Below are 26224 nucleotides of genomic sequence, written 5' to 3'. Positions count from 1 at the left end.
GCCCATACACCCGCTCATGACAGCGGACGCACTTCCCTCCGACCTTGCCGCCTGCGATCTCGAACCGATCCGCTGGCCCGGCGCGATCCAGCCGCATGGCCGCATGCTGGTGCTGGACGCCCAGACGCTGCAACCCGTGGCCGCCAGTGCGGGCTGGCCTGCGTCCGAACGCGCGGCCATGTTGGCAGCGCTCGACCGCACGGCGCTGTCCTCATTGCCGGCCGCGGGCGTCGGTACGTCGCCGATCGGTCTGGGCCGGCTGCAGTTGCCGGGCGGGGGCGCGCAGGAAGTGTCGGCGCACCGCACGCCCACCCACGTGATCGTCGAGTGCGAGGACGCCTGCGCGATGGACCACGGCCCGGCACCCTTCTACGCGTTGGCGCGCAACTTCCTGGCGCGGCTGAACGAGGCGCGCGACCTGCCGGCGCTGTGCCTGCTCGCAGCCGAGGAGATGCGCCGGGTGAGCGGCTTCGGCCGCGCCCTGGTCTACCGCTTCGACGAAGACGGCCACGGCGAGGTGCTCGCCGAATCGCTGGAGCCGGACTACGACAGCTATCTCGGCCACCACTTCCCGGCCTCCGACATTCCGCGCCAGGCGCGCGCGCTGTACCTGCTGAACCACTTCCGGCTGATCCCCGATGCACGCTATGCGCCGGTGCCGCTGCTGGGCCTGGGGGGCTGCGCTGCGTCGGAGATCGACCTGTCCCAGGCCCTGTTGCGCAGCGTCTCGCCCGTGCACCTGGAGTACATGCGCAACATGGGCACGCTGGCCTCGATGTCGGTGTCCATCGTCGTCGACGGCCAGCTCTGGGGCCTGGTGTCCTGCCACAACCATGCGCCGCGCACACTGGCGTCCAACGCACGCGCAGCCTGCGAACACCTGGGCCAGTTGCTGTCGCTGCAGATCGGCGCCCTGCAGGCCGCCGAGGAGGCGGCCGCGCGGCTGGAACTGCGCCAGCTCACGCTGTCCCTCGTGGCACAGCTGGCCGAAAGCGACGGCACGCTGAGCCGCCTGGTGGACACCAGCGGCCTGCTGCGGCTGGCACGCGCCAGCGGCGCGGCCGTGGTGCTGGACGAAGCGGTCTGGACTGTCGGTATCACCCCGCCTGCGGACGCGATCGGGGCCCTGGCGCGCTGGGTTGTCGGCCGCGGCGAGGAGGTCTACGCCAGCGACGAACTGGCGCGCGACTTCGACGGCCACCCGGCGCTGCGCGAGAGCGCCGCCGGCGTGCTGGCGGTGTCGATCTCGCAAGTCCACCGCCACGTCATCCTGTGGTTCAGGCCCGAGGTCGTGCGCACCGTGCGCTGGGCCGGCAACCCGCGCAAGACGGTGGACGAGGCCGGCCGCATCCATCCGCGCAAGAGCTTCGACAGCTGGGTCGAGCACCTGGGCGGACGCTCGGCGCGCTGGCTGCCGTCCGAACTGGCCGCGGTGCGCGAGTTGCGTGACGCGCTGATCGGCATCGTGCTGCGCCGCGCCCAGGAGATGGCCGACGCCGCCACGGCGCTGGGCCGCGTCAACAAGGAACTGGAAGCCTTCTCCTACACGGTCTCGCACGACCTGCGCGCGCCCATGCGGCACATCGCCGGCTACGCCGACCTGGTGCTGGAGATGGACGGCGCGCATGTCAGCGAGCGCGGCCGACGCTACCTCGGCCATGTGAAGGAGGCCGCGGCATACGCCGGCCAGCTGGTCGATGCGTTGCTGGACTTCTCGCGCCTGGGCCGTGCCGCGCTCAAGCCGCGCAGCGTGGACACCGCCGCCATGGTGGCGGACCTCGTGCGCGAACTGCAGCGCGAGGACCCTGGCCGCCGCGTGCACTGGGAAGTGGCACCCGACCTGCCGGCGCTCTACGGCGACCCCTTGCTGCTGCAGGTGGCCACGCGCAACCTGCTGGCCAACGCGCAGAAGTACACGCGCCGGCAGGCCGCTCCGCACATCGCCGTGCGCGCCGTCGTGCGTGCCGCAGGCACCGGCCTGGAGGTCGAGGACAACGGCGTGGGCTTCGAGATGAAGTACGCCGACAAGCTGTTCGGCGTGTTCCAGCGCCTGCATGCGGCCGAGGAATTCGAAGGCACGGGCATCGGCCTGGCCAACGTCAAGCGCATTGTCGAACGCCACGGCGGCGAGGTCTGGGCCCGCGGCGTGCCGCAGCAGGGCGCGGCCTTCGGTTTCCTGCTGCCGGGCGCCCTTACCGATTGAACTGCAACACCACCATGCTCAAGCCCATCCTGCTCGTCGAGGACGACACCCGCGACCTCGAGCTCACCCTGCTGGCGCTCGAGCGCAGCCAACTGGCCAACGACGTCGTCGTGCTGCGCGACGGTGCCCAGGCGCTGTCCTACCTGCGCCGCGAGGACGCGTATGCCGACCGCCGCGAAGGCAACCCCACCGTGATCCTGCTGGACTTGAAGCTGCCCAAGGTCAACGGACTGGAGGTGTTGCAGGCCGTGCGCGCCGACCCCGGACTGCGCAGCATCCCGGTGGTCATGCTGACCTCCTCGGAGCAGGAGACCGACGTGGTCCGCAGCTACGAGTTGGGCGTGAACGCCTACGTGGTCAAACCCGTGGAGTTCAAGCAGTTCGTCGCGGCCATCGCCGACCTGGGCATCTTCTGGGCGGTCCTCAACGAGCCGCCGCCGGGCTCGCTCAAGGTCAGCAGGCGCTACGCGCATGACTGAACCGCTGGCGCTGCTGCTGCTGGAGGATTCCACGTTCGACGCGGAACTGGTGCAGGAAGCTGTCCGCGTCAGCCATCCCCAGGCCCAGTGCACGCTGGTGCGCGACGAAGCCGGCTTCGTGCAGGCCCTGGCCTCGCAGCGCTTCGACGCGGTGTTGTCCGACTACCAGCTGCCCGGCTTCGGCGGCGACCACGCCCTGGCCATCACCCGGGGCAGGGCGCCGCAGCTGCCGTTCATCTTCGTATCCGGCGTGATCGGCGAGGACAACGCGGTCGAGCTGCTCAAGCGTGGCGCGACCGACTACGTCAGCAAGGGTCGGCTGGAACGGCTGCCGCTGGTGCTGGAGCGCGCGCTGCGCGAGGTGCGCGAGCGCGCCGCGCGCGACGCGGCCGAGACACGCTTGCGCGAAGCCGACAGCCTGTACGCCCACATCGTCGAATCCCTGCGCGACTACGCCGTGCTGCTGCTCGATGCCGAGCAGCGCATCACCAACTGGAACCGCGGCGCCCAGGCCATCTTCGGCTTCGAGCGGGCCGAGGCCGTGGGCCACAACGCCACGCTGCTGCTGCCAGAGGGCGAGGACGCACGCGAGGCCTGGCGCCGCGACCTGCGCCTGGCCGCCACCGCACAGCGCGCCGCCACCCAGCGCTGGATGCGCCGGCGCGATGGTTCGCTCCTGTGGGCCGAAGGCGTGCTGATGCCGCTGCATGGCGCGGATGGCGCCGTGGTCGGCTGGTGCAGCATCGCGCGCGACACCACGGCCGAGCACCTGGCGGCGCAGGCCCTGCGCGAGGCCAAGGAGCAGGCCGAGGCCGCGCGGCGCGAGGCCGAGCGTGCCAGCCAGGCCAAGGACCGCTTCATCGCCATGCTCTCGCACGAGCTGCGCGCGCCGCTGTCGGCCGTCTCGGCGGCCGTGCACCTGCTGGAGCGCCACGCCAGCGTGCCGGCGACGCACAAGGACCTGGTGCCGCTGGTGCGCCGCAACGTGGCCGTGGAGACGCGGCTGATCGACGACCTGCTCGACATCTCCGCCATCTCCAGCGGCAAGCTGGGCATCAAGCCCGAGATGGTGGACATGCACGTCGTCCTGCGCGAGGCGTTGGCCATGCTGGCCGACGCCATCGCCGAGCGCGGCATGCGCGTGGAGCTGGCCCTGGCCGAGCGGCCGGCCTGGGTGCATGCCGACCCGGTGCGCATGCAGCAGGTGATGGCCAACCTCGTGCGCAACGCCATCAAGTTCAGTGAACCCGGAGGCGCCGTGCAGTTGCAGACGGCGCTGGAGGCCGGTGCGTTTGTCTTCTCGTGCTGCGACCAGGGCATCGGCATCGCGCCCGATGCGCTGGAACGCATCTTCACGGCCTTCGAGCAGGCCGACCGCGACACCGCGCGCGAGCGCGGCGGCCTGGGGCTGGGCCTGGCCATCGCGCGCCACCTGGTCCTGGCCCACGGCGGCGTGCTGCTCGCCGACAGCCCGGGCCTGGGCAAGGGCGCGCGCTTCACGCTGCGCATGCCGCTGCGCGAGGGCGTCGTGCCGCCACCGCCGCCACCGTCGCAGCTGGTGGCCGAGCCGGCGCAGGCCCAGCATGCGCGCGTGCTGATGGTGGAAGACCACCCGGGCGCGGCGATGGCGCTGCGCATGTGCCTGGAGGAGTACGGCTACGCCGTCGAGCACGCCGCCAGCGTGGCCGAGGCACTGCAGCTGGCGCAGACCCACGCCTTCGACATCGTGCTGACCGACCTGGGCCTGCCCGATGGCAGCGGCGTGGACATCGGCCGCGCGCTCGGCACCCGCCTGCCGGTGCTCGCCCTGAGCGGCTACGGCGCCGAGAGCGACCTGCGCAGCACCGCTGCCGCGGGCTTCGCCGGCCATCTGGTCAAGCCCGTCGACCCGCCGCAGGTGCACGCGGTGCTGCAAAAGCTGCTGGCACGGCCGGCGGCGTGACGCTGGCGCAGGCGGGATGCGGCGGCGGGCGGCTTCCGTAGTGCGCGTTCGGTGTCTAGACTCGGCGCACCACCACGATGGCGCCGTCCGAGCGCTGGAGCGAGACAACCATGATCGATCTGCACGACATCCGCTACGTGCGCCTGGGCACGCGCGACCTGGAGGGCGCCGTGCGTTACGCCCACGACATCCTGGGCCTGGCCGAAGGCGGGCGCAGCGGCAATGCCAAGAACGGCCAGGCCGTCTACCTGCGCAGCGATGCACGCGACCACACGCTGGTCTACTTCGACGGCGACCCGCGCGACCACACGGTCGGATTCGACCTGCGCGCAGGCGTGGCGCTGGACACCGCCGCGGCCGAACTGGAACGCCTGGGCCATCCGGTGCACTGCGGCAGCGGTGCTGAGTGCGCGCAGCGCCGCGTGGAGGCCTTCATCCAGTTCCGCGACCCGAGCGGCAACCGCATCGAGCTGCTGGCGCCCACGGCGCAGGCCGGCCGGCCCTTCACACCGACGCGGCCCGTGGCCAACACCGGCTTCTCGCACGTGGGCCTGCGCAGCACCGACCCCGCGCGCGACGAGGCCTTCTGGACCGGCGTGCTGTCGGCCAAGGTCAGCGACCGCATCGGCGCCGCGCCCTTGCTGCGCATCGACACGGTGCACCACAAGATCGCGCTGTTCCCCTCGGCCTTCGCCGGCGTGCAGCACATCAACCACCAGGTGGCGTCCATCGACGACATCATGCAGTCGTGGTACTTCCTGCAGCAGCGCGGGGTGCGCACCGTGTTCGGGCCGGGCCGGCACCCGACCTCCGGCGCGATGTTCCTGTACTTCGAGGGCCCGGACGGCATGGTCTACGAGTACTCCAGCGGGGTCAGCCAGATCAGCGATCCGGCGCACCAGCCGCGCCAGTTCCCGTTCGAGCCGGCCTCGTTCTGCATGTGGGGCGCGCGGCCGGACATTGCCGAATTCCGCAACTGACCGCGGACCGCGTCGCGCGACGGGGCGGCCGCGTGGTGGGCCCTGGCCTTGCCGCACAATCCGGCCCCATGTTGGAGACGAAGACACCTTCTGCGGCCCCCGTCCTGATCGCCGGCGGCGGCATCGGCGGCATGGCCATGGCGCTCACGCTGCACCAGATCGGCGTGCCCTGCGTGGTCTACGAGGCCGTGCCGGAGCTGCAACCGCTGGGCGTGGGCATCAACCTGCAGCCCAATGCCGTGCGCGAGCTGTACGAGCTGGGGCTCGACGACCGCGTGCTCGACCGCATCGGCATCCAGGCGCGCGAGTGGGCGCTGGTCGGCCGCAACGGACGCGAAATCTATGCCGAGCCGCGCGGCCTGGCAGCCGGCTACCGCTGGCCGCAGTATGCGGTGCACCGTGGCGAACTGCAGATGCTGCTGTACCGCGCGGTGCTGGAGCGCCTGGGCCCCGGTGCGGTGCAACTGGGCCAGCGCGTGACGGGTTACCGCAACGGCGAGGATGGCGTCACGGCGCAGATCGAGACGCGCGATGGCCAGCGGCGCGAAGTGCAGGGCGCCCTGCTGGTCGCCGCCGATGGCCTGCACTCGGCCGTGCGCGCACAGATGCACCCGCAGCAGCCGCCGATCCACTGGGGCGGCGCCATCATGTGGCGCGGCACCACCCCGGGCGTGCCGATCCGCACGGGCGCGTCCTTCGTCGGCCTGGGCAGCCTCAAGCACCGTGTGGTCTGCTACCCGATCTCCAAGCCGGACCCTGCCACGGGCCTGGCTACCATCAACTGGATCGCCGAGATCACGGTCGACAACTCCCAGGGCTGGACCCAGGGGGACTGGAACCGGCGTGTGGCGATCGACGAATTCATCCACCGCTTCGCAGGCTGGGACTACGGCTGGATCGACGTGCCGGCCCTGCTGCGCGGCGCCAGCCAGGTGTACGAGTACCCCATGATCGACCGCGACCCGGTGCCGACCTGGGTCGATGGCCGGGTGGCCTTGCTGGGCGATGCCGCGCACGTGATGTACCCGGTGGGCTCCAACGGCGCGAGCCAGGCCATCGTGGACGCGCGCGTGCTGGGCGCTGCGCTGCAGGACCACGGCCTGGGCGTCGCCGCGCTGCGCGCCTACGACGACAAGCTCTGCGCCGACATCTCGGCGCTGGTGCTGCGCAACCGCGGCGCCGGCCCGTTCGGCCTGCTGGGCCTGGTGGACGAGCGCTGCAGTGGTGTCTTCGACGACATCGACCAGGTGGTGCCCAAGACCGAGCGCGAAGCCTTCATGGCGCGCTACAAGGCGGCCGCGGGCTTCGCGATCGAGACGCTCAACGCGGCGCCGCCGACGGTGCGCGTTTAACCCCCCAGCTTGTCGAGCGTCTTCGTGTCGAAGTCGCTCGCATCGTGGCGTTCGCGCAGCTGGCTCTCGGGCTTGCCCTGCACGCGGTTGACCATGCGGCCGCGGCGCGCGCCGGGGCGCTGGGCGATCTCCTCGGTCCAGCGCTGCACGTGGGTGTACTCCTGCACCTGCAGGAAGGTGCCCGACTCGCCGTAGAGCTGGCCCTTGGCCAGCGCACCGTACCAGGGCCAGATCGCCATGTCGGCGATGGTGTAGTCGTCGCCGGCGACGAAGCGGCTTTCGGCCAGGCGCCGGTTCAGCACGTCGAGCTGGCGCTTGACCTCCATCGCGTAGCGGTCGATCGCGTACTCGATCTTGCTCGGCGCATAGGCGTAGAAGTGGCCGAAGCCGCCGCCGAGGAAAGGCGCGCTGCCCATCTGCCAGAACAGCCAGGACAGGCACTCGGCGCGCGCCGCGCCGCCGCTGGGCAGGAAAGCGCCGAACTTCTCGGCCAGGTACAGCAGGATGGCGCCGGACTCGAACACGCGCACGGGCTCCGCGCCGCTGCGGTCCACCAGCGCCGGGATCTTGGAGTTGGGGTTGACGGCCACGAAGCCGCTGCCGAACTGGTCGCCCTCGCCGATGTTGATGAGCCAGGCGTCGTACTCCGCGCCGCTGTGGCCCAGGGCCAGCAGTTCCTCCAGCATCACCGTGACCTTGACGCCGTTCGGCGTGCCCAGCGAGTACAGCTGCAGCGGATGCTTGCCGACCGGCAGTTCCTTGTCGTGCGTGGCGCCAGCCACGGGGCGGTTGATGTTGGCGAAGCGGCCGCCGCTGGCCTTGTTCCAGGTCCAGACGGCGGGTGGGGTGTAGTTGGGTTCGTCAGGCATCGATCCAGTCTATCGGGATCAGCCAGGCGATGCAGAGCTTGCCTGGGCGGCCCCGACCTCGAGCAGGAATTCGGTGACCTCGTCGGAGAAGCGCGCGCGCTGGCCCTGGATGAGCACGCTGTCCGGGTCCTGCGGATCGGGCCGCGCCCCGGGCATGCCGTGCGCCACCAGGGCCTGGGCGCAGCCCAGCCAGTCGCCTTCGGCGGCATCGGGCTGGTTGCTCGAAGCCCACTGCAGCGTGCCGCAGCAGTTGTCGCCGTAACCGTGGCGCTCGGTCCATTGCGCGCCATGGTCCAGCAGCAGGCGCGCCATGGCCGCGTCGCCGCGGAACACGGCCTGGTTCAGCGCCGAGGCGTCCCAGTCGCCGCCGCGCACGGCCACCGGCCAGCCCAGCTGCAGCATGCATTGCACGGCCGGCAGCAGGCCCTGGGCCGCCAGTTCGGGCAGCAGGCGCAGGTGCTCGGCAGGCAGTTCCGCGGGCCAGCCGGGCTGCTGCAACTGCCGCGCCGCGGCCTCGTCGCCGCGTGCGCAGGCGGCCAGGAAGCGCTCCAACGGCGCGGCCGGCGCGGGCACGCCGGCCGCGACCAGCAGCGCGGCGACCTCGGGCAGGCCGTAGCGCAGCGCGAGCGTGGCGGCGTCGGTGCCGTCCGGCATGCGCGCCTGCGGATCGGCACCGGCCTGCAGCAGCGCCTGGGCATGCTCGGCCGAGCGGCGCCGGCGGATCGCCCACAGCAAGGGTCGCCCCCAGCTGACCGTGGGTGCGCCGGGCGCGGGCTCGTTCGGATCGGCCCCGTGCGCCAGCAGCAGGCGCAGCTGCGGCAGGGCATCGAGGTCGAGCACGCGGTACAGCGCGTTGCTGCCCGTCACGCGCGCGCCGGCCTGCAGCAGCAGCCGGGTGCATTCCACGCTCTCCAGCGCGTGGTAGAGCGATTCGCCGTTGTCGGGGTCCGCGCCCGCGGCCAGCAGCCATCGCGTGAGTTCCGGGTCGCGGTTCTGGCCGGCCGCGCCGTACAGCGCGGACAGCCGCTCGTTGCTGGAAGGCGACTGCAGCGAGGCCGGCGGCCAGCGGTTGCCGACGGACTGGTTCGCATCGGCCCCGGCGTCCAGCAACAGCCGCGCGCAGGCCAGCAGTCCGGGACGGTGGGCCGGCAGCTGCCACAGGCTGGAGTGGGCCACGGCGACGAGCGGCGGCAGCTGCAGCGCACCGCCGGGCCGGTGCAGCCAGGCCGGGTCGCGCGCGAGGGCCGCGCGCAGCCGCGCCACGTCGCCGGTGGCACAGGCCATGGTCAGGTCGTCACCCGCCAGTGCGGGCTGCTCGGCCAGCAGGCGCGCGGCCACGGCCGGCTGGGCGCGGCTGGTGCCGCCCGCCACGTCGCCGGCATAGGCCAGCTGCAGCCAGCGCAGGCGCGCGCGGGCCGGGTCGGCGATGGCCTCGGCATGGGCGAGGCGCGCGGCCACGAAGCCCATGAGTTCGGACCAGGAGACGAAACCGTGTTCGCGCGCGATGCAGGATTGCGCGTCGTGCAGCCGCAGGTCCATGGCCGCGATCGCCGCATCGCTGGCACCCCGCGCTGCTGGCAGGGCGGCGCGCATGCGGCCAAAGGCCTCGGCCGCGCCGGCGCGCAGGGCGGCCAGCAACTGTTTGGCCTGCTTCTTCAGGTGGGCGGCGTCGGGCCGCGTGGGGACGTGCTTCAAGGAAACCTCCGTGCGTGGAAGGCCGGGGACCCGCAGCATCGGCCGCACAAAGGTGGAGACAAACCTCGGGCGCACGCGTGGCCGCGTGCGTGGGGCAAGTGGGTTCAACCCTTCCCGCGGGTCCGGGCGCGGCTTGCTCCGCGGCCGGCATGTTAGCTCAGCGCCGGAGCAGCAGGGCGCGCATCTCGGCGACGGTGAGGGGCCCCTGGCCCGGCAGGGCTGCGGGCCGCGGCAGGCCGGCCAGCACGGGAAACTGCCCGTCGGGCTGCGCCACCTCGTACAACTGCGCAATGGCGTGTTGCACGGCGCGCAGCGGCGCGTCCTGGCCGGCCTTCAGCGGCCCGCGCAGCGCCTGGCGCAGCAGGCGCTCGGCCAGCTCCAGGCTGTCGGCGAAGTAGGGCAGGCCGCGCTGCTGCAGGCTGGCCAGCGCCGCCACGCACGCGGCCTGCGGGGCGGACTCGCCGAAGGGCTTCTTCTTGCCGTGGTCCAGCGCATGGCGCAGCGAGGCGGCCCAGAGCACGGCCGCATCGGGCGACTCCGGCACGCGCAGCAGCAGGCTGCGCGGGAAGGCCTGCAGCTGGTCGACGTGGCCGGTGCGGGCCTGCAGCAGCAGGCCGGCTGTGAGCGCGACCTGGCCGTTGGGTTCATCCTGCGCGGCGGCGCGCAGGCGCTCGGGGTCGATGCGTTCGGCGGCCTTGCGCGGGCTGCCGAGTTCGGCCTCGCGCAGCAGCTGCCAGGCGCACTGGTAGTGCGGGTTGTGCGCGGATGGTCCCAGGCGCGCCTGCAGCTTGAGCAGCCGCGGCGGCTCCCCGGGCAGGGCGGAGCCGAACTGGAGCGACAGGCGGATCGGCACCGGCCCGCCGGCATCGGTCGGCAGCGCCACGGCCAGGCGCTCGCGCTGCACGTACTGCGTGCCCTCGAACACCAAGAGCACGCCGCCCGCGCGGGCGGGCAGTTCCAGGTCGACCTGCACCTGGCTGCTCGGGTCGTCGCGCTCGACAGCCTGCAGCACCAGCCCCGCGCCGAGCGGGCGGCCGTCGTCCAGGCCGAAGGCGTGCACGCCTTCGCGCCACAGGTGCGAGGTGTATTCGTGGCCCATGCGGCGGTGGATCTCGCCGAAGTCCTGCGTCAGCAGCTCGAAGGCGATGGCGTCGTGCACCGCGAGCGCGGGGTCGAAGCGTTCGGCGCTCGCGCGCAGCGCCTCGGTCAGCGCGTCGGGGCGGGGGCGGCCAGCGCCCACGCGCGGCAATCCACCCGGCACTGGCGGCGGCATGGCGCCGGCCAGCAGCTCGGTGACGACGAGCGCATCGTCACCCTCCACGCGCGGCCGCACGGCCTGCTCCAGCTGCCCTTGGCTGGCGGCCCTGAGCAGCGCGTTCACGTCCTTGCGCACGGCCACCACGAGCTCGCGGAACTCCAGCCGTGCATCGCCGCCGCCGTCGCCGCGCACGGCGTTGAGCACGGCCTGGCCGAACAGCGTGTGCGGCTGGCCCGGCACCTGGTAGGCCTGCGTGCCGGGCGAGGTGGCGGCCAGCGAGGCGGCCGTGCGCGGCACCTGGGTGCCGGCCTGCAACAGCGGAAAGCAGGTGTTGGCCGTGGCCCCGCGCGAGGCCAGCGGCGAGAACTCGTTGCGGCAGGCGTCGATCAGCGCGAGATGCTCGGCCACGGGGCTTTGCTCCATCCAATCCTGCAGCTCACGCGTGCTGATGCAGTTCTGCAGCTGCGGCGCGCCGGGGTCCGGGTCCAGGTAGTCGCTGGGCAGCAGCAGCGCGCGCCAGTTCGATTGCACGCCGTGGCCGCTGAAGAAGAACAGCGTGCGGCTCTGGCGCGCGGCCGCCGGCGCGCTGGGCACCTGGCCGGTCCAGCGCTGGATGGCCTTGACCAGCGTGGCATGGTCGGCCGGCGCGTAGTGCACGAGGCCGCGCGTGGCGAAGCCGGCCTTCTCCTCGGGCGTGGGCGACAGCAGCAGCTGGCACCAGACCAGCGGCAGGCCGTCGTGGCGGAAGTCGGCACGCAGCCACTCGAACAGGCTGGCCGCGGTGTTGGCCGAGGCGCCCAGCTGGCCCAGGCCGAAGGCATCGGGCGCGGGCGCGCTGCCGCCTTCCAGGTGTGGATAGGCGCTCACGCCGGCCAGCAGCGCGTACAGGCCCGGCATGCCGGCCTGCCACTGCGGGTCGCGCCACAGGCCGGGCGTGTTGGCGACGGGTTCCAGGGCCATGGCGTCTCCTAGCCGTAGCGGGGTGGAGGAGGGGGCGGGCCGCCCAAGGCAGCAGGTGCGGCGCGGCCAGCAGCCTGCGCCCATTCGCGCGGCGGCTGCAGCTGCAGCATGAGCAGGCAGCGTGCACCGCCCGTGGACAGCGCGAGTTCGTAGTGCGCCGCTGGTGGCGCGATCGGCTGCGCCGCACCGTCGGCACTGCGCAGCGCGGTGAGCTGGAAGTCGGGCGGCAGCACGATGCGGGCAGCGCTTGCGCGCGCGCGATCGTGCAGCTCCACCGTGGCGCCGGGGCCGTCCTCTTCGTCCTGCCAGAAGCCCAGCCACAGGGCCTCGTGCGCGCCACAGGGCACCAGCAACTGCTCGCCACTGCGGTGCAGTGGCGCGACGCCCCAGCTGCGCAGCCGCGCGCCGGGCCGCCAGTGGGCCAGCCCGATGCGGTGCACGCGCATGCGCAGGCCCTGGAAGGCCAGCAGATCAGGCGTAGAGCTTGCGGATGGTGGCGGCATCGCCGGCCGACAGCTTCCACGAGGGCATGAAGCTCTTGCCGTTGGTGGTCCAGTGGGCCGGGATGGTGTAGATCATGACCGAGGCGCTGTCGAAGTCGGTCGTGATCGTGGTCGACGCGTCGAACTTGGCGAACACGTTGTGGGAGATGGTCGCGTCGTCCCAGAAGTTGGGCGAGCCACCCAGGTCGGCCTTGACAGCGGCCTTGTCCCACTGCACGAGCGCGCCGGGGTGGTTGTGCTCGTGCAGCAGGCCCAGCGCATGGCCGAACTCGTGGATCACCACGCTGGAGAAGTCCTGCTCGGGCGTGTCCAGCGCAGCCCAGCCCAGGTTCATGGTGGCCTGCGAACTGCGGATGCCTTTGGCGTCCGTGCCCACGTAGGACCAGGAACCGGCGGCAGGGTCGAAGCTGATGCGGATGTCGCCGGCCTCGTTGGGTTGGGCCTGTTCCAGCTTGAGGTGCACGCCGTCCAGCATCCAGGCCTGTGCGGTCTTCAGCGTGCGTTCGTGCAGCGCGGCGCTGCCCTGCAGGAAGCGCACCCTGAGCACCTTGTCGCGCGGCCAGAGCTTGTTCCTGGCCGCCACGCCCATGGGCGTGAGCTGCATGGGGTTGCCCGCCACGCGCTGGCCGCCGTCGATGTCGACGGCCGTGCAGATCCATTGCTTGCGTTCTTCGCTCATCGTGGGCTCCTTGCACGGCATCGGTGGCCGTGCCGCGATTGTGCGGCGCCCACGCGCGAGCGCAATCCTCAGGTCGGTGGAGGATTGCCCTGCAGCAGCCGCATCACGCGCAGCATGTGGGCGTCGCGCTGCCCGGCCATGGCCTCGGTGCTGCGGCCGGCAGCGGCCTCCTGCATCTGCGCGACGAGCTTGGCGCGCGTGTCCGCGTCCAGGCTGGGCTGGCCCAGGTCGGCCCACCAGCTTTCCACGGCCGGGCCCAGCCGCTCCAGGAAGGCTTCCATGCCGCGCGGGCCGCCCGAAAGGTGGAAGATCGTGTGCGGGCCGCAGACGGTCCAGCGCGCGCCCAGGCCCTCGGTCACGGCGCGGTCCACGTCGGCCACGCTGGCGTAGCCGCCGGCGACCAGGTGCACGGCCTCGCGCCACAGCGCGGCCTGCAGGCGGTTGACGAGGTGGCCCGTGGCCTCGCGCTGCAGGCGCACGGTCTGTTTGCCCAGCGCGCGGTAGAAGGCCTCGGCCCGGTCCATGGCCTCGGCGCTGGTGGCCTGGCCGCCGACCAGTTCCACCAGCGGCATCAGGTAGGCCGGGTTGCAGGGATGGGCGACCAGCAGGCGCTCCGGATGCGCCAGGCCCTGCTGCAGCAACGTGGGCATCAGGCCCGAGGAACTGGACATCAGCAAGGCATCTGCCGGCGCCGCAGCCTCCACGGCGCAGTAGGCGGCGCGCTTGAGCTCCAGCTGTTCCGGCAGGGCCTCCTGGATGGCACCGACGCCTTGCACGGCCTCCTCGATGCCGGCGCACAGGCGCGGCAGCGTGGGTTGGTCGTGCAGCAGGCCCAGCGCCTGCATGGCGGGGCGGGCGCGCGCGAGCATGTCGTCCAGGCGCTGCTGTGCGTCGGGTGCGGGGTCGGCCACGCGCACCGTACGGCCGGCCAGCGCGAAGAAGGCCGCCCAGGCGGCGCCGATGACGCCTGCGCCGAGCACGGCGATGGGGGTTGGGTCTGTGGTGTTCAAACTTCGGGATCTCCGTGCGAAAGGTGGTCCCACATGCGTTCGAAGATGCGGCCGGCGCGCGTGGCGCGGCGCGTGGCTTCGTCGGCGGTGAGCTCGACAGGCGTGCCGCCTGCGGCAGCGCAGTCCAGTTCGATGCGGGCGGCGTCCTCCAGGTACCAGGTCAGCACCACGGCGTCGGGCAGGCTGGGGCCGGCCACCACCACGCCATTGCCGCGCATGACGACGGCCGGTGCATTGCCCATCTGCGTCACCAGGGCCTCGGCCTGGGCGTCCGAGCGCAGCAGCTGCACGTCGTCCCAGAGCGGTGTGCCGGGATGGAAGTAGCTGCCCATGCCGTGCAGCACGCGCGGCGTGCGTCGCAGCGTGGACAGCGACATGGTCTTGGGCGGCATGGCGCGCACCACGCCGCCGATGTCGGGTCGGCGGCGGTAGATGGCGCGGTGGATGCGCACCTCGCCCAGCAGGTCGTCGGGGAACTCGCCGGCCAGCGGCACCACCGTGCCCGGCACGCCGAAACCGATGGTGCCAGGCGGCTGGCTGGCGCAGACCAGGAAGTGGTCGGCATCGAGCCGCATGCTGCAGTGGCCGTAGGCGTGCAGCAGGCCGTGCCGGGCCAGCGCGCGGCCGGCGCGGCGCACCAGCAGTTGCGCGGATTCGAGCGCGTCGGGTTCCATGGTGTTTCCTTCGGAAGATTCGTGGGTGCGTCGTGCGTTACGACAGCGTCAGAACCGGGCTCGTCTCCAGAGGTTCCGAAGGCCGCGGAGCAGGCCACGCCAGGGGTGGGCTCATGTCTAGCGGATGGCGCGCAGGCGCCGGCGGATGAACTGGCTGGCGATGAACAGGTCGCGCTCCACGGCCAGGCGCACGCCCACGGGGTCGTGGCGCGCCAGCGCGGCGAGCGTGGGCTCGTGCGCGTCCTTGAGCGCCACGGCGGCTTCGGGCGCCTCGAACAGGCGATTGGACACCGGGCCGGCCTTGAGCCACAGCGTCTCGATGAGGTCGAACAGCAGCGGCGAGCCGGCGGCGCGGTACAGCCGCACCTGGAAATCCTCGTTGGCGGCCAGGTAGCCGGCCGCGTTGTTCTGCGCCAGCGCCTCGCGCATGCTTGCGCCCAGCGCCACGAGCGCGGCGCGGCCGGGCTCGTCGATGCGCAGCGCGCCGCGCTCGGCGGCCTCGCCCTCCAGCAGCATGCGCATCTGCACGAGGTCGTCGAACTCGGCCGGCGAGAGCTTGGGCACGACCACGCCGGCATTGGGCACGTTGCGCAGCGCGCCTTCGGCCGCCAGGCGCTGCAGCGCAGCGCGCACCGGCATGAGGCCGCAGCCCAGGCGCTCGGCCAGCTCGCGGATCTTGAGCCGCTCGCCGGGCTGGAAGCGGCCGACCGTGACCCATTGGCGCAGCTGCGCGTAGATGGTGTCCTGCTGGGTGGCGGGGGCAGCGGGCTCTGGGGGCATCGTCAGGGGGCGATGAGTTCGGCCAGCACGGCGTCGAAGGCCTCGACGAGGCGCGCGACGTCGGCTGTGCTGGTCTCGGGGCAGACCAGCATCATGTTGTGGAAGGGCGTGATCAGCACGCCGCGGTTCAATAGCGCCAGGTGCAGCAGGTGTTCGAGCGCGTCGTCCATGGCGGCTGCGGCTTCGCTGCCGTTGCGCGGCGGCCGGGCGCAGAACTGGAATTCGGCACGCGCACCGACCTGGCTCACGCACCAGGGCAGGCCGTGCCGTGCGATGGCGCCGCGCAGGCCTTGCGCCAGTTCGCCGGCCAGCGCCAGCATGGGTTGGTAGACGGCGTCCGTCATCAGCGTGGACAGCGTGGCGCGCATCGCGGCCATGGCCAGCAGGTTGGCCGTGAGCGTGGTGCCGATGCCCGAGTGGCCGGGCGGCGCGGCGCGCTTGGCAGCCTCGCAGCGCGCCGCCAGTTCGGCCGTGAAGCCATAGGCCGCGCAGGGCATGCCGCCGCCCAGCGGCTTGCCGAGCACCAGCGCGTCGGGCGCCAGGCCGTGGGCACGCGCGTAGCCGCCGGGGCCGCTGCTGATGGTGTGGGTCTCGTCCAGCACCAGCAGGCTGCCGTGGCGGCGGACCAGTTCGGCCGCAGCCGGCCAGAAGCCGGGCTCGGGCAGCACCATGCCGATGTTGGTCATGACGGGCTCGGCCAGCACGCAGGCCACGTCGCCGGGCGCGAGCGCCGCCTCCAGTGCGGCCAGGTCGTTGAACTCGACCACGCGCGTGGTCTGCGTGAGATCGTGCACCTGGCCGAGCAGGCTTGCGCGTTGCACCGGTTGGCCGTCCACGAGGTCGACGAAGACGTCGTCCACGGTGCCGTGGTAGCAGCCGTTGAACACCAGCAGCACGGAGCGGCCGGTCACGGCGCGCAGCCAGCGCAGCAGGAAGCGGTTGGCATCGGTGGCCGTCATCGCGAACTGCCAGCGCGGCAGGCCGAAGCGCGTGGCCAGCAGCTCGCCGACGGCGGCCGCGTCTTCGCTGGCCAGCATGGCCGTCAGGCCGCGCGCGGCCTGGGCCTGCAGCGCCGTGACCACGGGCGCCGGGGAATGGCCGAACATGGCGCCGGTGTCGCCCAGGCAGAAGTCCACGAGCCGGTGGCCATCCACGTCGGTCAGCTGCGCGCCGCGGGCCTCGGCCACGTGCAAAGCGAAGGGCGTGCCCCAGTCGCTCATCCAGTGCAGCGGCACGCCGAACAGCAGGTGCTCGGCGTTGCGCGCGGCGAGCGCGGCGCTGCGCGGGCGCGCGGCGGCGAAGCGCGCGCGCTCGCGGGCCGTGAGTTGGGCGATGCGGTCGGGGGAAATGGCGCTGCTGGACATGCTAATGAGTGACGAGGTGGCAGTGCTTTTGATCATAAGCAGCTGTTCACCCCTATGGTGCTAATGTTACATGCGCCATTGTGATCAAGCGACTCAGATGCCCAGGTGGCCCTGGACGGTGGCGCGGTCCGCCTGCAGCGCGGCGCCGTCGCCCTGCCAGACGATGCGGCCCTTTTCCAGCACCACATGCTGGTCGGCCAGCGCCAGCAGCGCGCCCAGGTTCTTGTCCACCACCAGCATGGCCATGCCGGTGGCGCGCAGCGCGGCCAGCACGCGCCAGATCTCGGCGCGCACCAGCGGTGCCAGGCCTTCGGTGGCCTCGTCCAGGATCAGCAGCCGGGGGTTGGTCATCAGCGCGCGGCCGATGGCGAGCATCTGCTGCTCGCCGCCCGAGAGCTGGTTGCCCAGGTTGCCGGCGCGCTCGGCCAGGCGCGGAAAGAAATCGTAGACGCGCTGCAAGGTGAAGGGCTCGGCCGCGCCATGCCGGTTGGCGGCCGTGGCCACGAGGTTCTCCTGCACCGTGAGCGTGGGGAAGACCTGGCGGCCTTCGGGCACCCAGCCCAGCCCCAGGCGCGCGGCCTCGAAGGCGGCCATGCGCGTGGTGTCGCGCCCGGCGAACTGCACGCTGCCGGCCTGCTTGGGCACGAGGCCCATCACGCTCTTGAGCGTGGTGGTCTTGCCCATGCCGTTCTTGCCCAGCAGCGTGACGATGCACCCGTCGCCGACGGTGAGGTCGATGCCGTGCAGCACGCGGCTGGCGCCGTAACCGGCCTGCAGGCCCTGGACTTGGAGCAGCGCCATCAATCGTCCCCGAGGTAGGCCTGGCGCACCGCCGGATCGGCCTGCACCTCGCCCGGCGTACCGCAGGCGATGGCGCGGCCGTAGACCAGCACGCTCACGCGGTCGGCGAGGCTGAACACGGCCTGCATGTCGTGCTCCACGAGCAGCATGGTGTAGCGGCCCTTGAGGCCTTGCAGCAGTGCGACCATGCGGGCCGACTCGCCCTGGCTCATGCCGGCCAGCGGTTCGTCCAGCAGCAGCAGGCGCGGCTGCATGGCCAGGGCCATGGCCAGTTCCAGCTGACGGTGCTCGCCATGGGCCAAGGCCATCACGTCGTCCTGCGCGCGCTCGGCCAGGCCGGCCTGGGCCAGGGCCTGCAGGGCGGGTTCGGTCAGCGCGCGCTGGCGGCGCACGGGCGTCCAGGCGCCGAAGGAATGGCCGCTGCGGGCCTGCACCACGAGCATCACGTTCTCCAGGACCGAGAAGCCGTGCAGCAGCTGCGTGATCTGGTAGCTGCGCGCGATGCCGGCCAGCGCGCGCCGGGGCACGGGCCAGCGCGTGATGTCCTGGCCGTCGTAGAGCACGCGGCCGGCGTCGGGCAGCAGCTCGCCGGTCAGCTGGCCCATGACCGTGGTCTTGCCGGCGCCGTTCGGGCCGATCAGCGCATGGGTCTCGCCCGGCGCCAGGGACAGCGCCAGCCGGTCGGTCGCGGTGAGGCCGCCGAAGCGCTTGACCAGGCCTTCCACGCGCAGCAGCGGCGTGCTCATGCGCGCTTCTCCCACTGCATGACCACGCCCCAGATGCCGCGCCGCGACACCAGCGCGACGAGCAGGATCAACGGTCCCAGGATGGCCATCCAGTGCTGCGTCCAACCCGACAACATCTCTTCGAGGACCAGCAGCACCACGGCGCCGACCAGCGGCCCCATGACCGTGCCCATCCCGCCCAGCACCACGATCAGGATCAGCTCGCCCGAGGCCTGCCAGGACAGGTAGGAGGGCGAGGCGAAGGCCGTGAGGTTGCCCTGCAGCACGCCGGCCAGCGTGCAGACCAGGGCCGACAGCACATAGGCCGTGAGCTGGTAGCGCAGCCGCGGATGGCCGGCCGCCAGCATGCGCCGCTCGTTGGCATGGAAGCCGCGCAGCACCATGCCGAAGCGGCTGTGCACGGCGCGCCAGACCAGCAGCATCACCGTGAACAGCACGGCCAGTGCGAGGTAGTACAGCGCCACCTTGCCGTCCAGCGCGGGCAGCGGCGTGAGCTGGCTGCGCTCGGCGAGCGGCAGGCCGTCGTCGCCGCCGTAGGGCTTGAGGCTCACGGCCAGGAAATAGAACATCTGGCCGAAGGCCAGCGTGATCATGATGAAGCCGATGCCGCGCGTGCGCAGCGACACCAGGCCGGTGATGGCCGCCACGCCGGCCGCCAGCACCAGCGCGATGCCGAGCTGAGCCCAGCCGTTCGCAAGCCCATGGAAGGCCGCGATGCCGACCACGTAGGCGCCCAGGCCCACGTACAGCGCATGGCCCAGGCTGACCATGCCGCCATAACCCAGCACCAGGTTGAGCCCGCTGGCCGCAATGGCGAACACCACGATGCGCGTGGCGAAGCCGAGGTAGAAGCTGGAGCCGGCCCATTGCGCGAACAGCGGCACGAGCAGCATCAGCAGCACGATGGCGCAGGCCAGCCAGGCGCGTGGCGAGCGCCACGACAGGTTTTCGGGAAACATCGTCAACGCTTCACCGGGAACAGGCCGGTCGGCTTGACGGCGAGGATCAGCGCCATGAACAGGTAGATCAGCATGGAGGCCAACGCCGGCCCGGCCGCATCGGCCACGCTGCGCTCGAAGAACTGCCGCGTGATCTGCGGCATGTACGCCCGGCCCATGGTGTCGACCAGGCCCACCAGCAGCGCCGCATGGAAGGCGCCGCGGATGGAGCCGATGCCGCCGATCACGATGACCACCAGCGCGAGGATCAGCACGTTGTCGCCCATGCCCGACTGCACCGACACGATGGGACCGACCAGCCAGCCGGCCAGCGCCGCCAGGCCCGCGCCGACCGAAAACAGCAAGGTGTTGAGCAGCCGCGCGTTGACGCCCAGCGCGGCCACGGTATCGGGGTGCGTGGAACTGGCGCGCACCAGCATGCCCACGCGCGTGCGGTGGATCAGCAGGTGGATGCCGGCCGCCACCAGCAGCCCGGCCACGATGATCATGAGCCGGTAGGCCGGGTAGCTGAAGTCGCCGAACTGCAGCGAGCCGTTGAGCCAGGCCGGTTGCGCCGTGAACACGGGCTGCGAGCCCCAGACCATGCGCACCACCTCGTTGAAGAACATGATCAGGCCCAGCGTGGCCAGCACCTGGTCCAGGTGGTCGCGCGTGTAGAGCCGGCGCAGCGCCAGCCGCTCGATCGCGAAGGCGAGCGCCATGGCGCCGCCGATGCCGGCCAGGCCGGCAAGGAGGAACGAATCCGTGCGCGCCAGCGCAGCCGCCGCGAAGTAGGCGCCCAGCATGTAGAACGAGCCGTGCGCGAGGTTGATGAAGTTCATGATGCCGAACACCAGCGTGAGGCCGGCCGACAGCAGGAACAACAGCATCCCGAGCTGCACCCCGTTCAGCAGCTGGGAGAAGAACAGGCTCCAGATCAAGCCCGGCTCACTTCATGGGGCATTCGCCGACATAGGCATCCTTGTGCGCCGTGAGCTGCTTGCTGACCGTCTTGAGGTTGGCGTTGCCCTTGGCGTCCTTGGCCACCTCGAAGACGTAGAAATCCTGCACCGGGAAGTTGTTGGCGCCGAAGCTGAAAGTGCCGCGCACGGACTTGAAGTCCGCGGCCTTGAGCGCCGTCTGCAGCGTGGCCTTGTCGGTGCTGCCCTTGGTCTTGCGCAGGGCCGAGTCGATCAAGAGTGCGGCGTCGTAGGACTGGGCGGCGTACTCGGACGGCGTGCGCTTGTACTTGGCTTCGAAGTCGGCCACGAACTTCTGGTTGGCCGGCGTCGGCAAGTCCGGGCCCCAGGCGGAGGCCGACATCACGCCCAGCGCGCTGTCCTTGAGCGCGGGCAGCGTGGTGCCGTCGGCCGTGGACACGGTCAGCAGCGGGATCTTGGCTGTCAGCCCGGCCTGCTGGTAGGCGCGCACGAAGGCCACGCCCAGGCCGCCGGGATAGAAGGCGTAGACCGCGTCGGGCTTCTCGGCCGCGATGCGCGAAAGCTCGGCCGAAAAGTCGAGCTGGTTCAGCGGGGTGTAAATCTCGTCGGCCAGCGCGGTCTTGTAGACGCGCTTGAAGCCGGCCACGTAGTCCTTGCCGGCCTGGTAGTTGGGCGTCATCGCGATGATGCGCTTGTAGCCCTTGTCGGTGGCGTACTTGCCCATGGCCTCGGCGAACTGGTCGTTCTGCTTGGAGACGACGAACAGGTTGGCCGCGCACTGCGCGCCGGCCAGCGGCGCCGGTCCGGCGTTGCCGCCGACCACGATGACGCCGGCCGAGGTCAGCTTCTTGCTGACGGCCATCATGATGTTGGAGAAGGTGATGCCGGCCACGATGGGCACCTTCTCCTTCTCGATGAGTTCGTCGGCGATCTGGTTGGCGACCTCGGGCTTGAGCTGGCTGTCGCGGCGCAGCACGTTGACGGGCACATCGCCGAGCTTGCCGCCGTTCTGCTCCACGACCAGCATGAAGGCGTCCAGCATGTCCTGCCCCAGCGCGGCCTGCGGACCCGACAGCTCCGCCATGAAGCCGATCTTGACCGGGGTCTGGGCCTGGGCAGGGGCCGACAGGCCGAAGGCGAGGGCCGCGAGCGCGCTGGCGAGAAGCGTTGGTTTCAAGTCGATCTCCTAGTCGTTGGTCTGGCCGACGGACTGGAGCACCCAGCGCGCCATCGGCGGGCCGCATTGTTCACCAAAAGAGTGCAGCCACCTTGGTGGCTAACCCGGAGGGGCACCATGGTTGCTGCGTTCACAAATGCGCGCGACGCGGCCCTGCGCGATCAGGCTTGGAGCGCTGGGTCTCTGTGGCCGGCGCCCCGTGGTGGCAGGGTTCGGGCCGGGGCCGGTCATGCCGCTCGGCTATCGTCGGCGCCATGACTTCCTCGACTGTGCGCGCGCACTGGGCTGCGCGTTTTTTGTTTTTCGCGGCCGGTTTCATGTTCGCGACCTGGGGTGTGCAGATCCCCACGGTGAAGACCGTCTACGGACTGGGCGTGGGCGCCATCGGCGGCCTGGTGCTGGCGGCCGGCGTGGGCTCGGTGCTGGGGCTCACCCAGGCCGGCTGGCTGATCGCGCGGCACGGTGCGCGCCGCGTGGCCTGGTGGGGCGCGCTGCTGTCGGCCGTGGCCCTGGTGCTGCTGCTGCACATGCCGCACCCTGTGCTGTTGTGGGGCCTGCTGGGCCTGTTCGGACTGGCGACGGGCCTGCTGGACGTGGCCATGAACGCCGATGCCTCGGAGCTCGAACGCCACGCCGGCCGGCCGCTCATGAGCGCCTTCCATGGCATGTTCAGCCTGGGCGGCATGGTGGGGGCGGGCGTGGGCGGGCTGCTGTTCACGGCCGGCGTGGCGCCGAAGCTGCAGCTGCTCGCAGTGGCCGTCTTCAGCATGCTGCTGGTGGGCTGGAGCGTGCGGCAGATGGCGCCGGCGCCGGTTGCGGCCGAGGAAGCACACGGGCGTTTCGTGCTGCCGCGCGGGCGGCTGGCGCTGCTGGGCCTGCTGGCGGCGCTGGGCTTCGTGGTCGAGGGCGCGATCTACGACTGGAGCGTGCTGTTCCTGGCCAGCGAGCGCGGCGCGCCGCAGCAGCAGGCCGCGCTGGCCTATGCCAGCTTCTCGGCCGCGATGGCGGCCACGCGCTTCGTGGGCGACCGGCTGCGCGCGCGCTGGTCGGCTGTGGGCCTGCTGCGCGCCAGCGCCTGCCTGGCGGCCGTGGCGCTGGCGCTCGTGCTGTTGTCGCCCAATGTGCCACTCGCACTGGCGGGCTTCGCACTGGTCGGTGTGGGCCTGGCCAACGTGGTGCCGGTGCTGTTCAGTGCCGCCGCCCAGGTGCCGGGCGTGGCGCCGGCGCACGGCATCTCGGCCGTGGCTTCCGTGGGCTACTGCGGTTTCATGGTCGGGCCGTCCATCATCGGCTTCGTGGCCCATGGGAGTTCGCTGACGGCGGCATTGGCGCTGGTCGTGGGCTGCGCACTGCTGCAGGCGGCACTGGCGCGGCGCGCATTGCGCGATTGAGCCGGCGCTCGACCAGCGCCACGGCGATGCCGGCACCGCAGATGCAGGCGATGCCCAGGGCCGTTGTGGCGTCGGGCAGCTGGCCGAAGACCGCCCAGCCGAGCGCCACTGCACTCAGGATCTGCAGGTAGCTGTAAGGCGCGAGCAGTGTGGCCGGCGTGCGTGCATAGGCAGCAGACTGCAGGCCGTGGCCGATCGCACCCGTGACGCCGGTGGACAACAGCAGCAGCCACTGCCCCGTGCCGAGCGCGGGCAGCTCCCAGACCCAGGGCAGCAGCGGCGTCAACGCCACGGTGCCCACCAGGCCGCCGTAATAGTTGGTCGTCAGCGGATCGTCGCCGGCCAGCCGGCGCGTGGCGATCTGGAAGGCCGCGAAGGTCAGGGCCGTGGCCAGGCCCAGCAGCACGCCCACGGTGTCCAGCCCCGCGCCCGGCCGGACCACGAGCAGCATGCCGGCAAAGCCGAGCGCCACGCCCAGCCAGCGGTGCAGCCGGTGCGGTTCGTGGAGCAGCCAGGGCGCCAGCGCGAGCAGGAAGACCGGCGCCATGAAGTTCATGGCCGTGGCTTCGGCCAGCGGCACGCGCTTGAGAACGGAGAAGAACAGCAGCGTCGACGCGATCATGAGCACGCCGCGCAGCAGCTGCCCGCGCAGCGAATGCGTGCGCAGCAGCGCGCGGCCGCGGCGCGGCAGCAGGATGGCGCTGGACAGCGCCGTGTGCACGGCATAGCGCACCCAGGCCACGAGCAGCACCGGCACACCCACCAGCGCCAGGTACTTGCCGCTCGCATCCAGCCCCGACAGCACCCACAGACCGACCACGTGGAGCAGGATCCCGTTTGCCTTCATATAAGCAATGAACTTTATATTCTTATGAGTTTTATGAAAAAGAGCGTAGATTCCCGCCCCTTGCATTGAATAAGGGTTTCCCCGATGGCGGAGCCCATGGTGAGCAATGATCGAGTTGAGGGGTATCACCCAAACCTACCAGGGTAGCAGCGGACCGGTACAGGCGCTGCGCGGCATCGACCTGCAGGTGGCGGCCGGCGAGGTGTTCGGCATCATCGGCCGCAGCGGCGCGGGCAAAAGCTCGCTGGTGCGCGTGATCAACCTGTTGAACCGGCCCACGTCGGGGCAGGTGCTGGTCGACGGCCGCGAGATGACGGCACTGGACGATGCGGCGCTGCGCATCGCGCGGCGCGACATCGGCATCGTGTTCCAGCATTTCAATGTGCTGAGCTCGCGCACGGTCTACGACAACGTGGCCTTGCCGCTGGAGATCGCCGGTCTGTCCGACGGCGAGATCAAGAAGCGTGTGGAGCCGCTGCTGGACCTGGTCGGCCTGTCGGCACTGGCCAGGCGCCATCCCTCGCAGATCAGCGGCGGGCAGAAGCAGCGCGTGGGCATTGCCCGGGCGCTGGCCAACCGGCCCAAGGTGCTGCTGTCCGACGAGGCGACCTCGGCGCTGGATCCGGAGACGACGCGCTCCATCCTGGGTCTGTTGCGCCAGATCAACCAGGAGTTCGGCCTGACCATCGTGCTGATCACGCACCAGATGCAGGTCATCAAGCAGGTGGCCGAGCGCGTGGCCGTGATCGACGCAGGCCGCATCGTCGAGCAGGGCCGCGTGATCGACGTGTTCTCCCACCCGCAGCACGCCACCACGCGCAGCCTGATCGAGGAGATCGTGCCGCAGGAATTGCCGGACTCCGTGCTGGCGCGCTTGCGCACGCTGATGGGCGCGAGCCCGGCGGGCCAGGGGCAGGGGCTGCGCCTGGCCTTCGCCGGCGATGGTGCCGACCAGCCGCTGCTGACCGAGCTGGTGCGCCGGTTCGGCCTGGACCTGTCCATCCTGCACGGCCAGATCGACGAGGTGCAGGGCCAGCCTTTCGGCCAGCTGGCGGTGTTCGCTCGCGGCGCGGCCGACCAGCTGCAGGCCGGCATCGCGCACCTGCGCCAGGCCGGTGTGCGTGTCCAACCCCTGGTGCCGGAGGCCGCCCATGTTTGATTTCCTCGAGACCTTCAACGGCCCGCTGCTGGACCTGTTCGCCACCTCGCTGTGGGAGACGATGGTGATGGTCGGCATCTCGGGCCTGGCCGGTGCGCTGATCGGCGTGCCGCTGGGCGTGCTGCTGCGCCTGACCGACCGCGGTGGCGTGCGCGAGAACGCGCCCGTCAACCGCATCGTGGGCGGCATCGTCAACGCCGTGCGTTCCACGCCCTTCATCATCCTGCTGGTGGCCATCATCCCGTTCACGCGCTTCGTGACGGGCTCGTCCATCGGCACGGCCGCGGCCGTGGTGCCGCTCACGCTGGCGGCCGCGCCCTTCGTGGCAAGGCTCGTGGAGACGGCGCTGCGCGAGGTCGACCATGGCCTCGTGGAAGCGGCCCAGGCCATGGGCGCCACCACGTCGCAGATCGTCTGGAAGGTCCTGCTGCCCGAGGCGCTGCCCGGCATCGTGGCCGCGCTCACGATCACGCTGGTGAGCCTGACGGGCTTCTCGGCCATGGCCGGCGCCATCGGCGGCGGCGGCCTGGGCGACCTGGGCATCCGCTACGGCTACCAGCGCTTCCTGCCCGAGGTCATGGCCGCCGTGGTCCTCGTGCTGATTGTTTTCGTGCAGCTGGTGCAGAGCGCCGGCGACTGGCTGGTGCGCCGCATCCGCCGTTGATTGTTTTCTTCAGGAGTTCCTCATGCAAAAACGTACATTCATTTCCACCATCGCGCTGGCCCTGCTGGCCTCCACCGCCATCGCCCAGGACAAGCCGCTCAAGATCGGCGTCACGGCTGGCCCGCACGCGCAGATCTTCGAGCAGGTCAAGCGCATCGCCGAGAAGGACGGTCTGAAGATCCAGATCGTCGAGTTCAGCGACTACATCCAGCCCAATGCCGCGCTGGCCGCCGGCGACCTGGACGCCAACAGCTACCAGCACCAGCCCTTCCTGGACCTGCAGGTCAAGGACCGCGGCTACAAGCTGGTCTCGGTCGCGCAGACGGTCAACTATCCGATCGGCCTGTACTCCAAGAAGGTCAAGGACCTGAAGGACCTCAAGGAGGGCGCGCGCTTCGGCATCCCGAACGACCCGACCAACGGCGGCCGCGTGCTGCTGGTGTTGCAGGACAAGGGCCTGATCAAGATCAAGCCGTCCGCGGGCCTCAAAGCCACACCGCTGGACGTGGTGGAGAACCCCAAGAAGCTGAAGTTCGTCGAACTCGAGGCTGCGCAACTGGCGCGTTCGCTGGACGACCTGGATGCCGCGGCCGTCAACACCAACTTCGCGCTGTCGGCCGGGCTGAACCCCGGCAAGGACGCCATCGCGCAGGAAAGCGCCAAGTCGCCCTACGTGAACGTGCTGGTCGTGCGCGAGCAGGACAAGGCCCAACCCTGGGTCGGCAAGCTGGTGAAGGCCTACCACTCCGACGAGGTCCGCAAGTTCATCCAGACCGAGTTCAAGGGCGCGGTGCTGGCGGGTTTCTGAATCT

Annotated in this window: 24 protein-coding genes; 9 read left to right on the top strand and 15 right to left on the bottom strand. The window is 71.2% G+C overall.

Annotation, left to right across the window (positions count from 1 at the left end; all coding sequences use genetic code 11):
- Positions 1-16: 16 nt before the first annotated feature.
- The 5 genes from ASF45_RS32550 (at position 17) to ASF45_RS32530 (ending at position 6956) form a co-directional block, all read left to right on the top strand.
- The gene (locus ASF45_RS32550; RefSeq protein ID WP_056673529.1) at positions 17-2203 is read left to right on the top strand and encodes an ATP-binding protein; all 2187 of its coding nucleotides are present in this window, start codon (positions 17-19) and stop codon (positions 2201-2203) included.
- A 14-nt stretch (positions 2204-2217) separates the two neighbouring features.
- A complete protein-coding gene (locus ASF45_RS32545) occupies positions 2218-2682 on the top strand; it encodes a response regulator (protein ID WP_056673526.1) in 465 nt (154 codons plus the stop codon).
- Positions 2675-4624 (top strand): response regulator, encoded by a 1950-nt coding sequence (locus ASF45_RS32540; protein WP_056673523.1) that lies wholly within the window; start codon positions 2675-2677, stop codon positions 4622-4624. The genes ASF45_RS32545 and ASF45_RS32540 overlap by 8 nt, the downstream gene beginning before the upstream one ends.
- 110 nt (positions 4625-4734) lie before the next feature.
- Positions 4735-5604 carry a VOC family protein gene (locus tag ASF45_RS32535; protein WP_056673521.1) on the top strand — a complete coding sequence of 290 codons (870 nt, stop codon included), beginning with the start codon at positions 4735-4737 and terminating at the stop codon, positions 5602-5604.
- A gap of 68 nt (positions 5605-5672) precedes the next feature.
- On the top strand, positions 5673-6956 hold the full coding sequence (locus ASF45_RS32530; RefSeq protein WP_056673518.1) for a flavin-dependent oxidoreductase: 1284 nt from the start codon (positions 5673-5675) through the stop codon (positions 6954-6956).
- On the opposite strand, the gene yghU is transcribed toward ASF45_RS32530, so the two are convergent.
- The 14 genes from yghU to ASF45_RS32460 form a co-directional block, all read right to left on the bottom strand.
- Positions 6953-7825, bottom strand: a complete 873-nt coding sequence (yghU, locus tag ASF45_RS32525; protein WP_056673514.1) for a glutathione-dependent disulfide-bond oxidoreductase — start codon at positions 7823-7825, stop codon at positions 6953-6955. The genes ASF45_RS32530 and yghU overlap by 4 nt on opposite strands.
- A gap of 18 nt (positions 7826-7843) precedes the next feature.
- Positions 7844-9520, bottom strand: coding sequence for an ankyrin repeat domain-containing protein (locus tag ASF45_RS32520; protein WP_056673511.1), 1677 nt, complete (start codon positions 9518-9520; stop codon positions 7844-7846).
- A 157-nt stretch (positions 9521-9677) separates the two neighbouring features.
- Positions 9678-11738: a caspase family protein gene (locus ASF45_RS32515; RefSeq protein ID WP_056673508.1), complete on the bottom strand. Its 2061-nt coding sequence runs from the start codon at positions 11736-11738 to the stop codon at positions 9678-9680.
- 8 nt (positions 11739-11746) lie between these two features.
- Positions 11747-12241, bottom strand: coding sequence for a hypothetical protein (locus ASF45_RS32510; RefSeq protein ID WP_156473269.1), 495 nt, complete (start codon positions 12239-12241; stop codon positions 11747-11749).
- A complete protein-coding gene (locus ASF45_RS32505; protein WP_056673499.1) occupies positions 12210-12920 on the bottom strand; it encodes a matrixin family metalloprotease in 711 nt (236 codons plus the stop codon). Before ASF45_RS32505 ends, ASF45_RS32510 begins: the two co-directional genes overlap by 32 nt.
- A gap of 68 nt (positions 12921-12988) precedes the next feature.
- Positions 12989-13930, bottom strand: a complete 942-nt coding sequence (locus tag ASF45_RS32500) for a 3-hydroxyacyl-CoA dehydrogenase NAD-binding domain-containing protein (RefSeq protein ID WP_056673496.1) — start codon at positions 13928-13930, stop codon at positions 12989-12991.
- Positions 13927-14604 (bottom strand): class II aldolase/adducin family protein, encoded by a 678-nt coding sequence (locus tag ASF45_RS32495; protein WP_056673493.1) that lies wholly within the window; start codon positions 14602-14604, stop codon positions 13927-13929. Before ASF45_RS32495 ends, ASF45_RS32500 begins: the two co-directional genes overlap by 4 nt.
- Positions 14605-14721: 117 nt before the next feature.
- Positions 14722-15384 (bottom strand): GntR family transcriptional regulator, encoded by a 663-nt coding sequence (locus ASF45_RS32490; RefSeq protein WP_056673490.1) that lies wholly within the window; start codon positions 15382-15384, stop codon positions 14722-14724.
- Between the two features lie 2 nt (positions 15385-15386).
- Positions 15387-16748, bottom strand: a complete 1362-nt coding sequence (locus ASF45_RS32485; RefSeq protein ID WP_056673487.1) for an aspartate aminotransferase family protein — start codon at positions 16746-16748, stop codon at positions 15387-15389.
- 93 nt (positions 16749-16841) lie between these two features.
- Positions 16842-17552 (bottom strand): ABC transporter ATP-binding protein, encoded by a 711-nt coding sequence (locus tag ASF45_RS32480; RefSeq protein WP_056673484.1) that lies wholly within the window; start codon positions 17550-17552, stop codon positions 16842-16844.
- Positions 17549-18295 carry an ABC transporter ATP-binding protein gene (locus tag ASF45_RS32475; protein ID WP_056673481.1) on the bottom strand — a complete coding sequence of 249 codons (747 nt, stop codon included), beginning with the start codon at positions 18293-18295 and terminating at the stop codon, positions 17549-17551. Before ASF45_RS32475 ends, ASF45_RS32480 begins: the two co-directional genes overlap by 4 nt.
- Positions 18292-19254 (bottom strand): branched-chain amino acid ABC transporter permease, encoded by a 963-nt coding sequence (locus ASF45_RS32470; RefSeq protein WP_056673478.1) that lies wholly within the window; start codon positions 19252-19254, stop codon positions 18292-18294. Before ASF45_RS32470 ends, ASF45_RS32475 begins: the two co-directional genes overlap by 4 nt.
- Before the next feature lie 2 nt (positions 19255-19256).
- Entirely contained in the window at positions 19257-20174 is a 918-nt protein-coding gene (locus ASF45_RS32465) for a branched-chain amino acid ABC transporter permease (protein ID WP_156473266.1), read from the bottom strand.
- 7 nt (positions 20175-20181) lie between these two features.
- Positions 20182-21351, bottom strand: a complete 1170-nt coding sequence (locus ASF45_RS32460) for an ABC transporter substrate-binding protein (protein WP_056673475.1) — start codon at positions 21349-21351, stop codon at positions 20182-20184.
- Positions 21352-21605: 254 nt separating this feature from the next.
- Between ASF45_RS32460 and ASF45_RS32455 the strand changes: the two genes are divergently transcribed.
- On the top strand, positions 21606-22742 hold the full coding sequence (locus ASF45_RS32455) for an MFS transporter (protein ID WP_056673472.1): 1137 nt from the start codon (positions 21606-21608) through the stop codon (positions 22740-22742).
- Here ASF45_RS32455 and ASF45_RS32450 read toward each other — a convergent pair.
- Positions 22636-23589: a DMT family transporter gene (locus ASF45_RS32450; protein WP_056673470.1), complete on the bottom strand. Its 954-nt coding sequence runs from the start codon at positions 23587-23589 to the stop codon at positions 22636-22638. The genes ASF45_RS32455 and ASF45_RS32450 overlap by 107 nt on opposite strands.
- A 106-nt stretch (positions 23590-23695) precedes the next feature.
- On the opposite strand from ASF45_RS32450, the gene ASF45_RS32445 reads away from it, so the two are divergent.
- From ASF45_RS32445 to ASF45_RS32435, 3 genes are read left to right on the top strand one after another with little or no spacing between them, the layout of a single operon-like run.
- On the top strand, positions 23696-24748 hold the full coding sequence (locus ASF45_RS32445) for a methionine ABC transporter ATP-binding protein (protein WP_056673465.1): 1053 nt from the start codon (positions 23696-23698) through the stop codon (positions 24746-24748).
- The gene (locus tag ASF45_RS32440; RefSeq protein WP_056673463.1) at positions 24741-25412 is read left to right on the top strand and encodes a methionine ABC transporter permease; all 672 of its coding nucleotides are present in this window, start codon (positions 24741-24743) and stop codon (positions 25410-25412) included. Before ASF45_RS32445 ends, ASF45_RS32440 begins: the two co-directional genes overlap by 8 nt.
- 22 nt (positions 25413-25434) lie before the next feature.
- Entirely contained in the window at positions 25435-26220 is a 786-nt protein-coding gene (locus tag ASF45_RS32435; RefSeq protein WP_056673461.1) for a MetQ/NlpA family ABC transporter substrate-binding protein, read from the top strand.
- The last annotated feature ends 4 nt before the right edge of the window (positions 26221-26224 follow it).

The organism is Pseudorhodoferax sp. Leaf265 (genome assembly GCF_001422365.1).
Classification (GTDB): Bacteria; Pseudomonadota; Gammaproteobacteria; order Burkholderiales; family Burkholderiaceae_C; genus Pseudorhodoferax.
Note: the sequence above shows the minus strand (reverse complement) of the source record. Positions and strands in the feature narration are given on the sequence as shown.

Excerpts from the sequence above, each read along its gene's own strand:
- ASF45_RS32550 (WP_056673529.1), top strand. The coding sequence starts at position 17 with ATGACAGCGGACGCACTTCCCTCCGACCTTGCCGCCTGCGATCTCGAA.
- ASF45_RS32545 (WP_056673526.1), top strand. The coding sequence starts at position 2,218 with ATGCTCAAGCCCATCCTGCTCGTCGAGGACGACACCCGCGACCTCGAG.
- ASF45_RS32540 (WP_056673523.1), top strand. The coding sequence starts at position 2,675 with ATGACTGAACCGCTGGCGCTGCTGCTGCTGGAGGATTCCACGTTCGAC.
- ASF45_RS32535 (WP_056673521.1), top strand. The coding sequence starts at position 4,735 with ATGATCGATCTGCACGACATCCGCTACGTGCGCCTGGGCACGCGCGAC.
- ASF45_RS32530 (WP_056673518.1), top strand. The coding sequence starts at position 5,673 with ATGTTGGAGACGAAGACACCTTCTGCGGCCCCCGTCCTGATCGCCGGC.
- yghU (WP_056673514.1), bottom strand. The coding sequence starts at position 7,825 with ATGCCTGACGAACCCAACTACACCCCACCCGCCGTCTGGACCTGGAAC.
- ASF45_RS32515 (WP_056673508.1), bottom strand. The coding sequence starts at position 11,738 with ATGGCCCTGGAACCCGTCGCCAACACGCCCGGCCTGTGGCGCGACCCG.
- ASF45_RS32510 (WP_156473269.1), bottom strand. The coding sequence starts at position 12,241 with ATGCCGCCACCATCCGCAAGCTCTACGCCTGATCTGCTGGCCTTCCAG.
- ASF45_RS32505 (WP_056673499.1), bottom strand. The coding sequence starts at position 12,920 with ATGAGCGAAGAACGCAAGCAATGGATCTGCACGGCCGTCGACATCGAC.
- ASF45_RS32495 (WP_056673493.1), bottom strand. The coding sequence starts at position 14,604 with ATGGAACCCGACGCGCTCGAATCCGCGCAACTGCTGGTGCGCCGCGCC.
- ASF45_RS32490 (WP_056673490.1), bottom strand. The coding sequence starts at position 15,384 with ATGCCCCCAGAGCCCGCTGCCCCCGCCACCCAGCAGGACACCATCTAC.
- ASF45_RS32485 (WP_056673487.1), bottom strand. The coding sequence starts at position 16,748 with ATGTCCAGCAGCGCCATTTCCCCCGACCGCATCGCCCAACTCACGGCC.
- ASF45_RS32475 (WP_056673481.1), bottom strand. The coding sequence starts at position 18,295 with ATGAGCACGCCGCTGCTGCGCGTGGAAGGCCTGGTCAAGCGCTTCGGC.
- ASF45_RS32470 (WP_056673478.1), bottom strand. The coding sequence starts at position 19,254 with ATGTTTCCCGAAAACCTGTCGTGGCGCTCGCCACGCGCCTGGCTGGCC.
- ASF45_RS32455 (WP_056673472.1), top strand. The coding sequence starts at position 21,606 with ATGACTTCCTCGACTGTGCGCGCGCACTGGGCTGCGCGTTTTTTGTTT.
- ASF45_RS32450 (WP_056673470.1), bottom strand. The coding sequence starts at position 23,589 with ATGAAGGCAAACGGGATCCTGCTCCACGTGGTCGGTCTGTGGGTGCTG.
- ASF45_RS32445 (WP_056673465.1), top strand. The coding sequence starts at position 23,696 with ATGATCGAGTTGAGGGGTATCACCCAAACCTACCAGGGTAGCAGCGGA.
- ASF45_RS32440 (WP_056673463.1), top strand. The coding sequence starts at position 24,741 with ATGTTTGATTTCCTCGAGACCTTCAACGGCCCGCTGCTGGACCTGTTC.
- ASF45_RS32435 (WP_056673461.1), top strand. The coding sequence starts at position 25,435 with ATGCAAAAACGTACATTCATTTCCACCATCGCGCTGGCCCTGCTGGCC.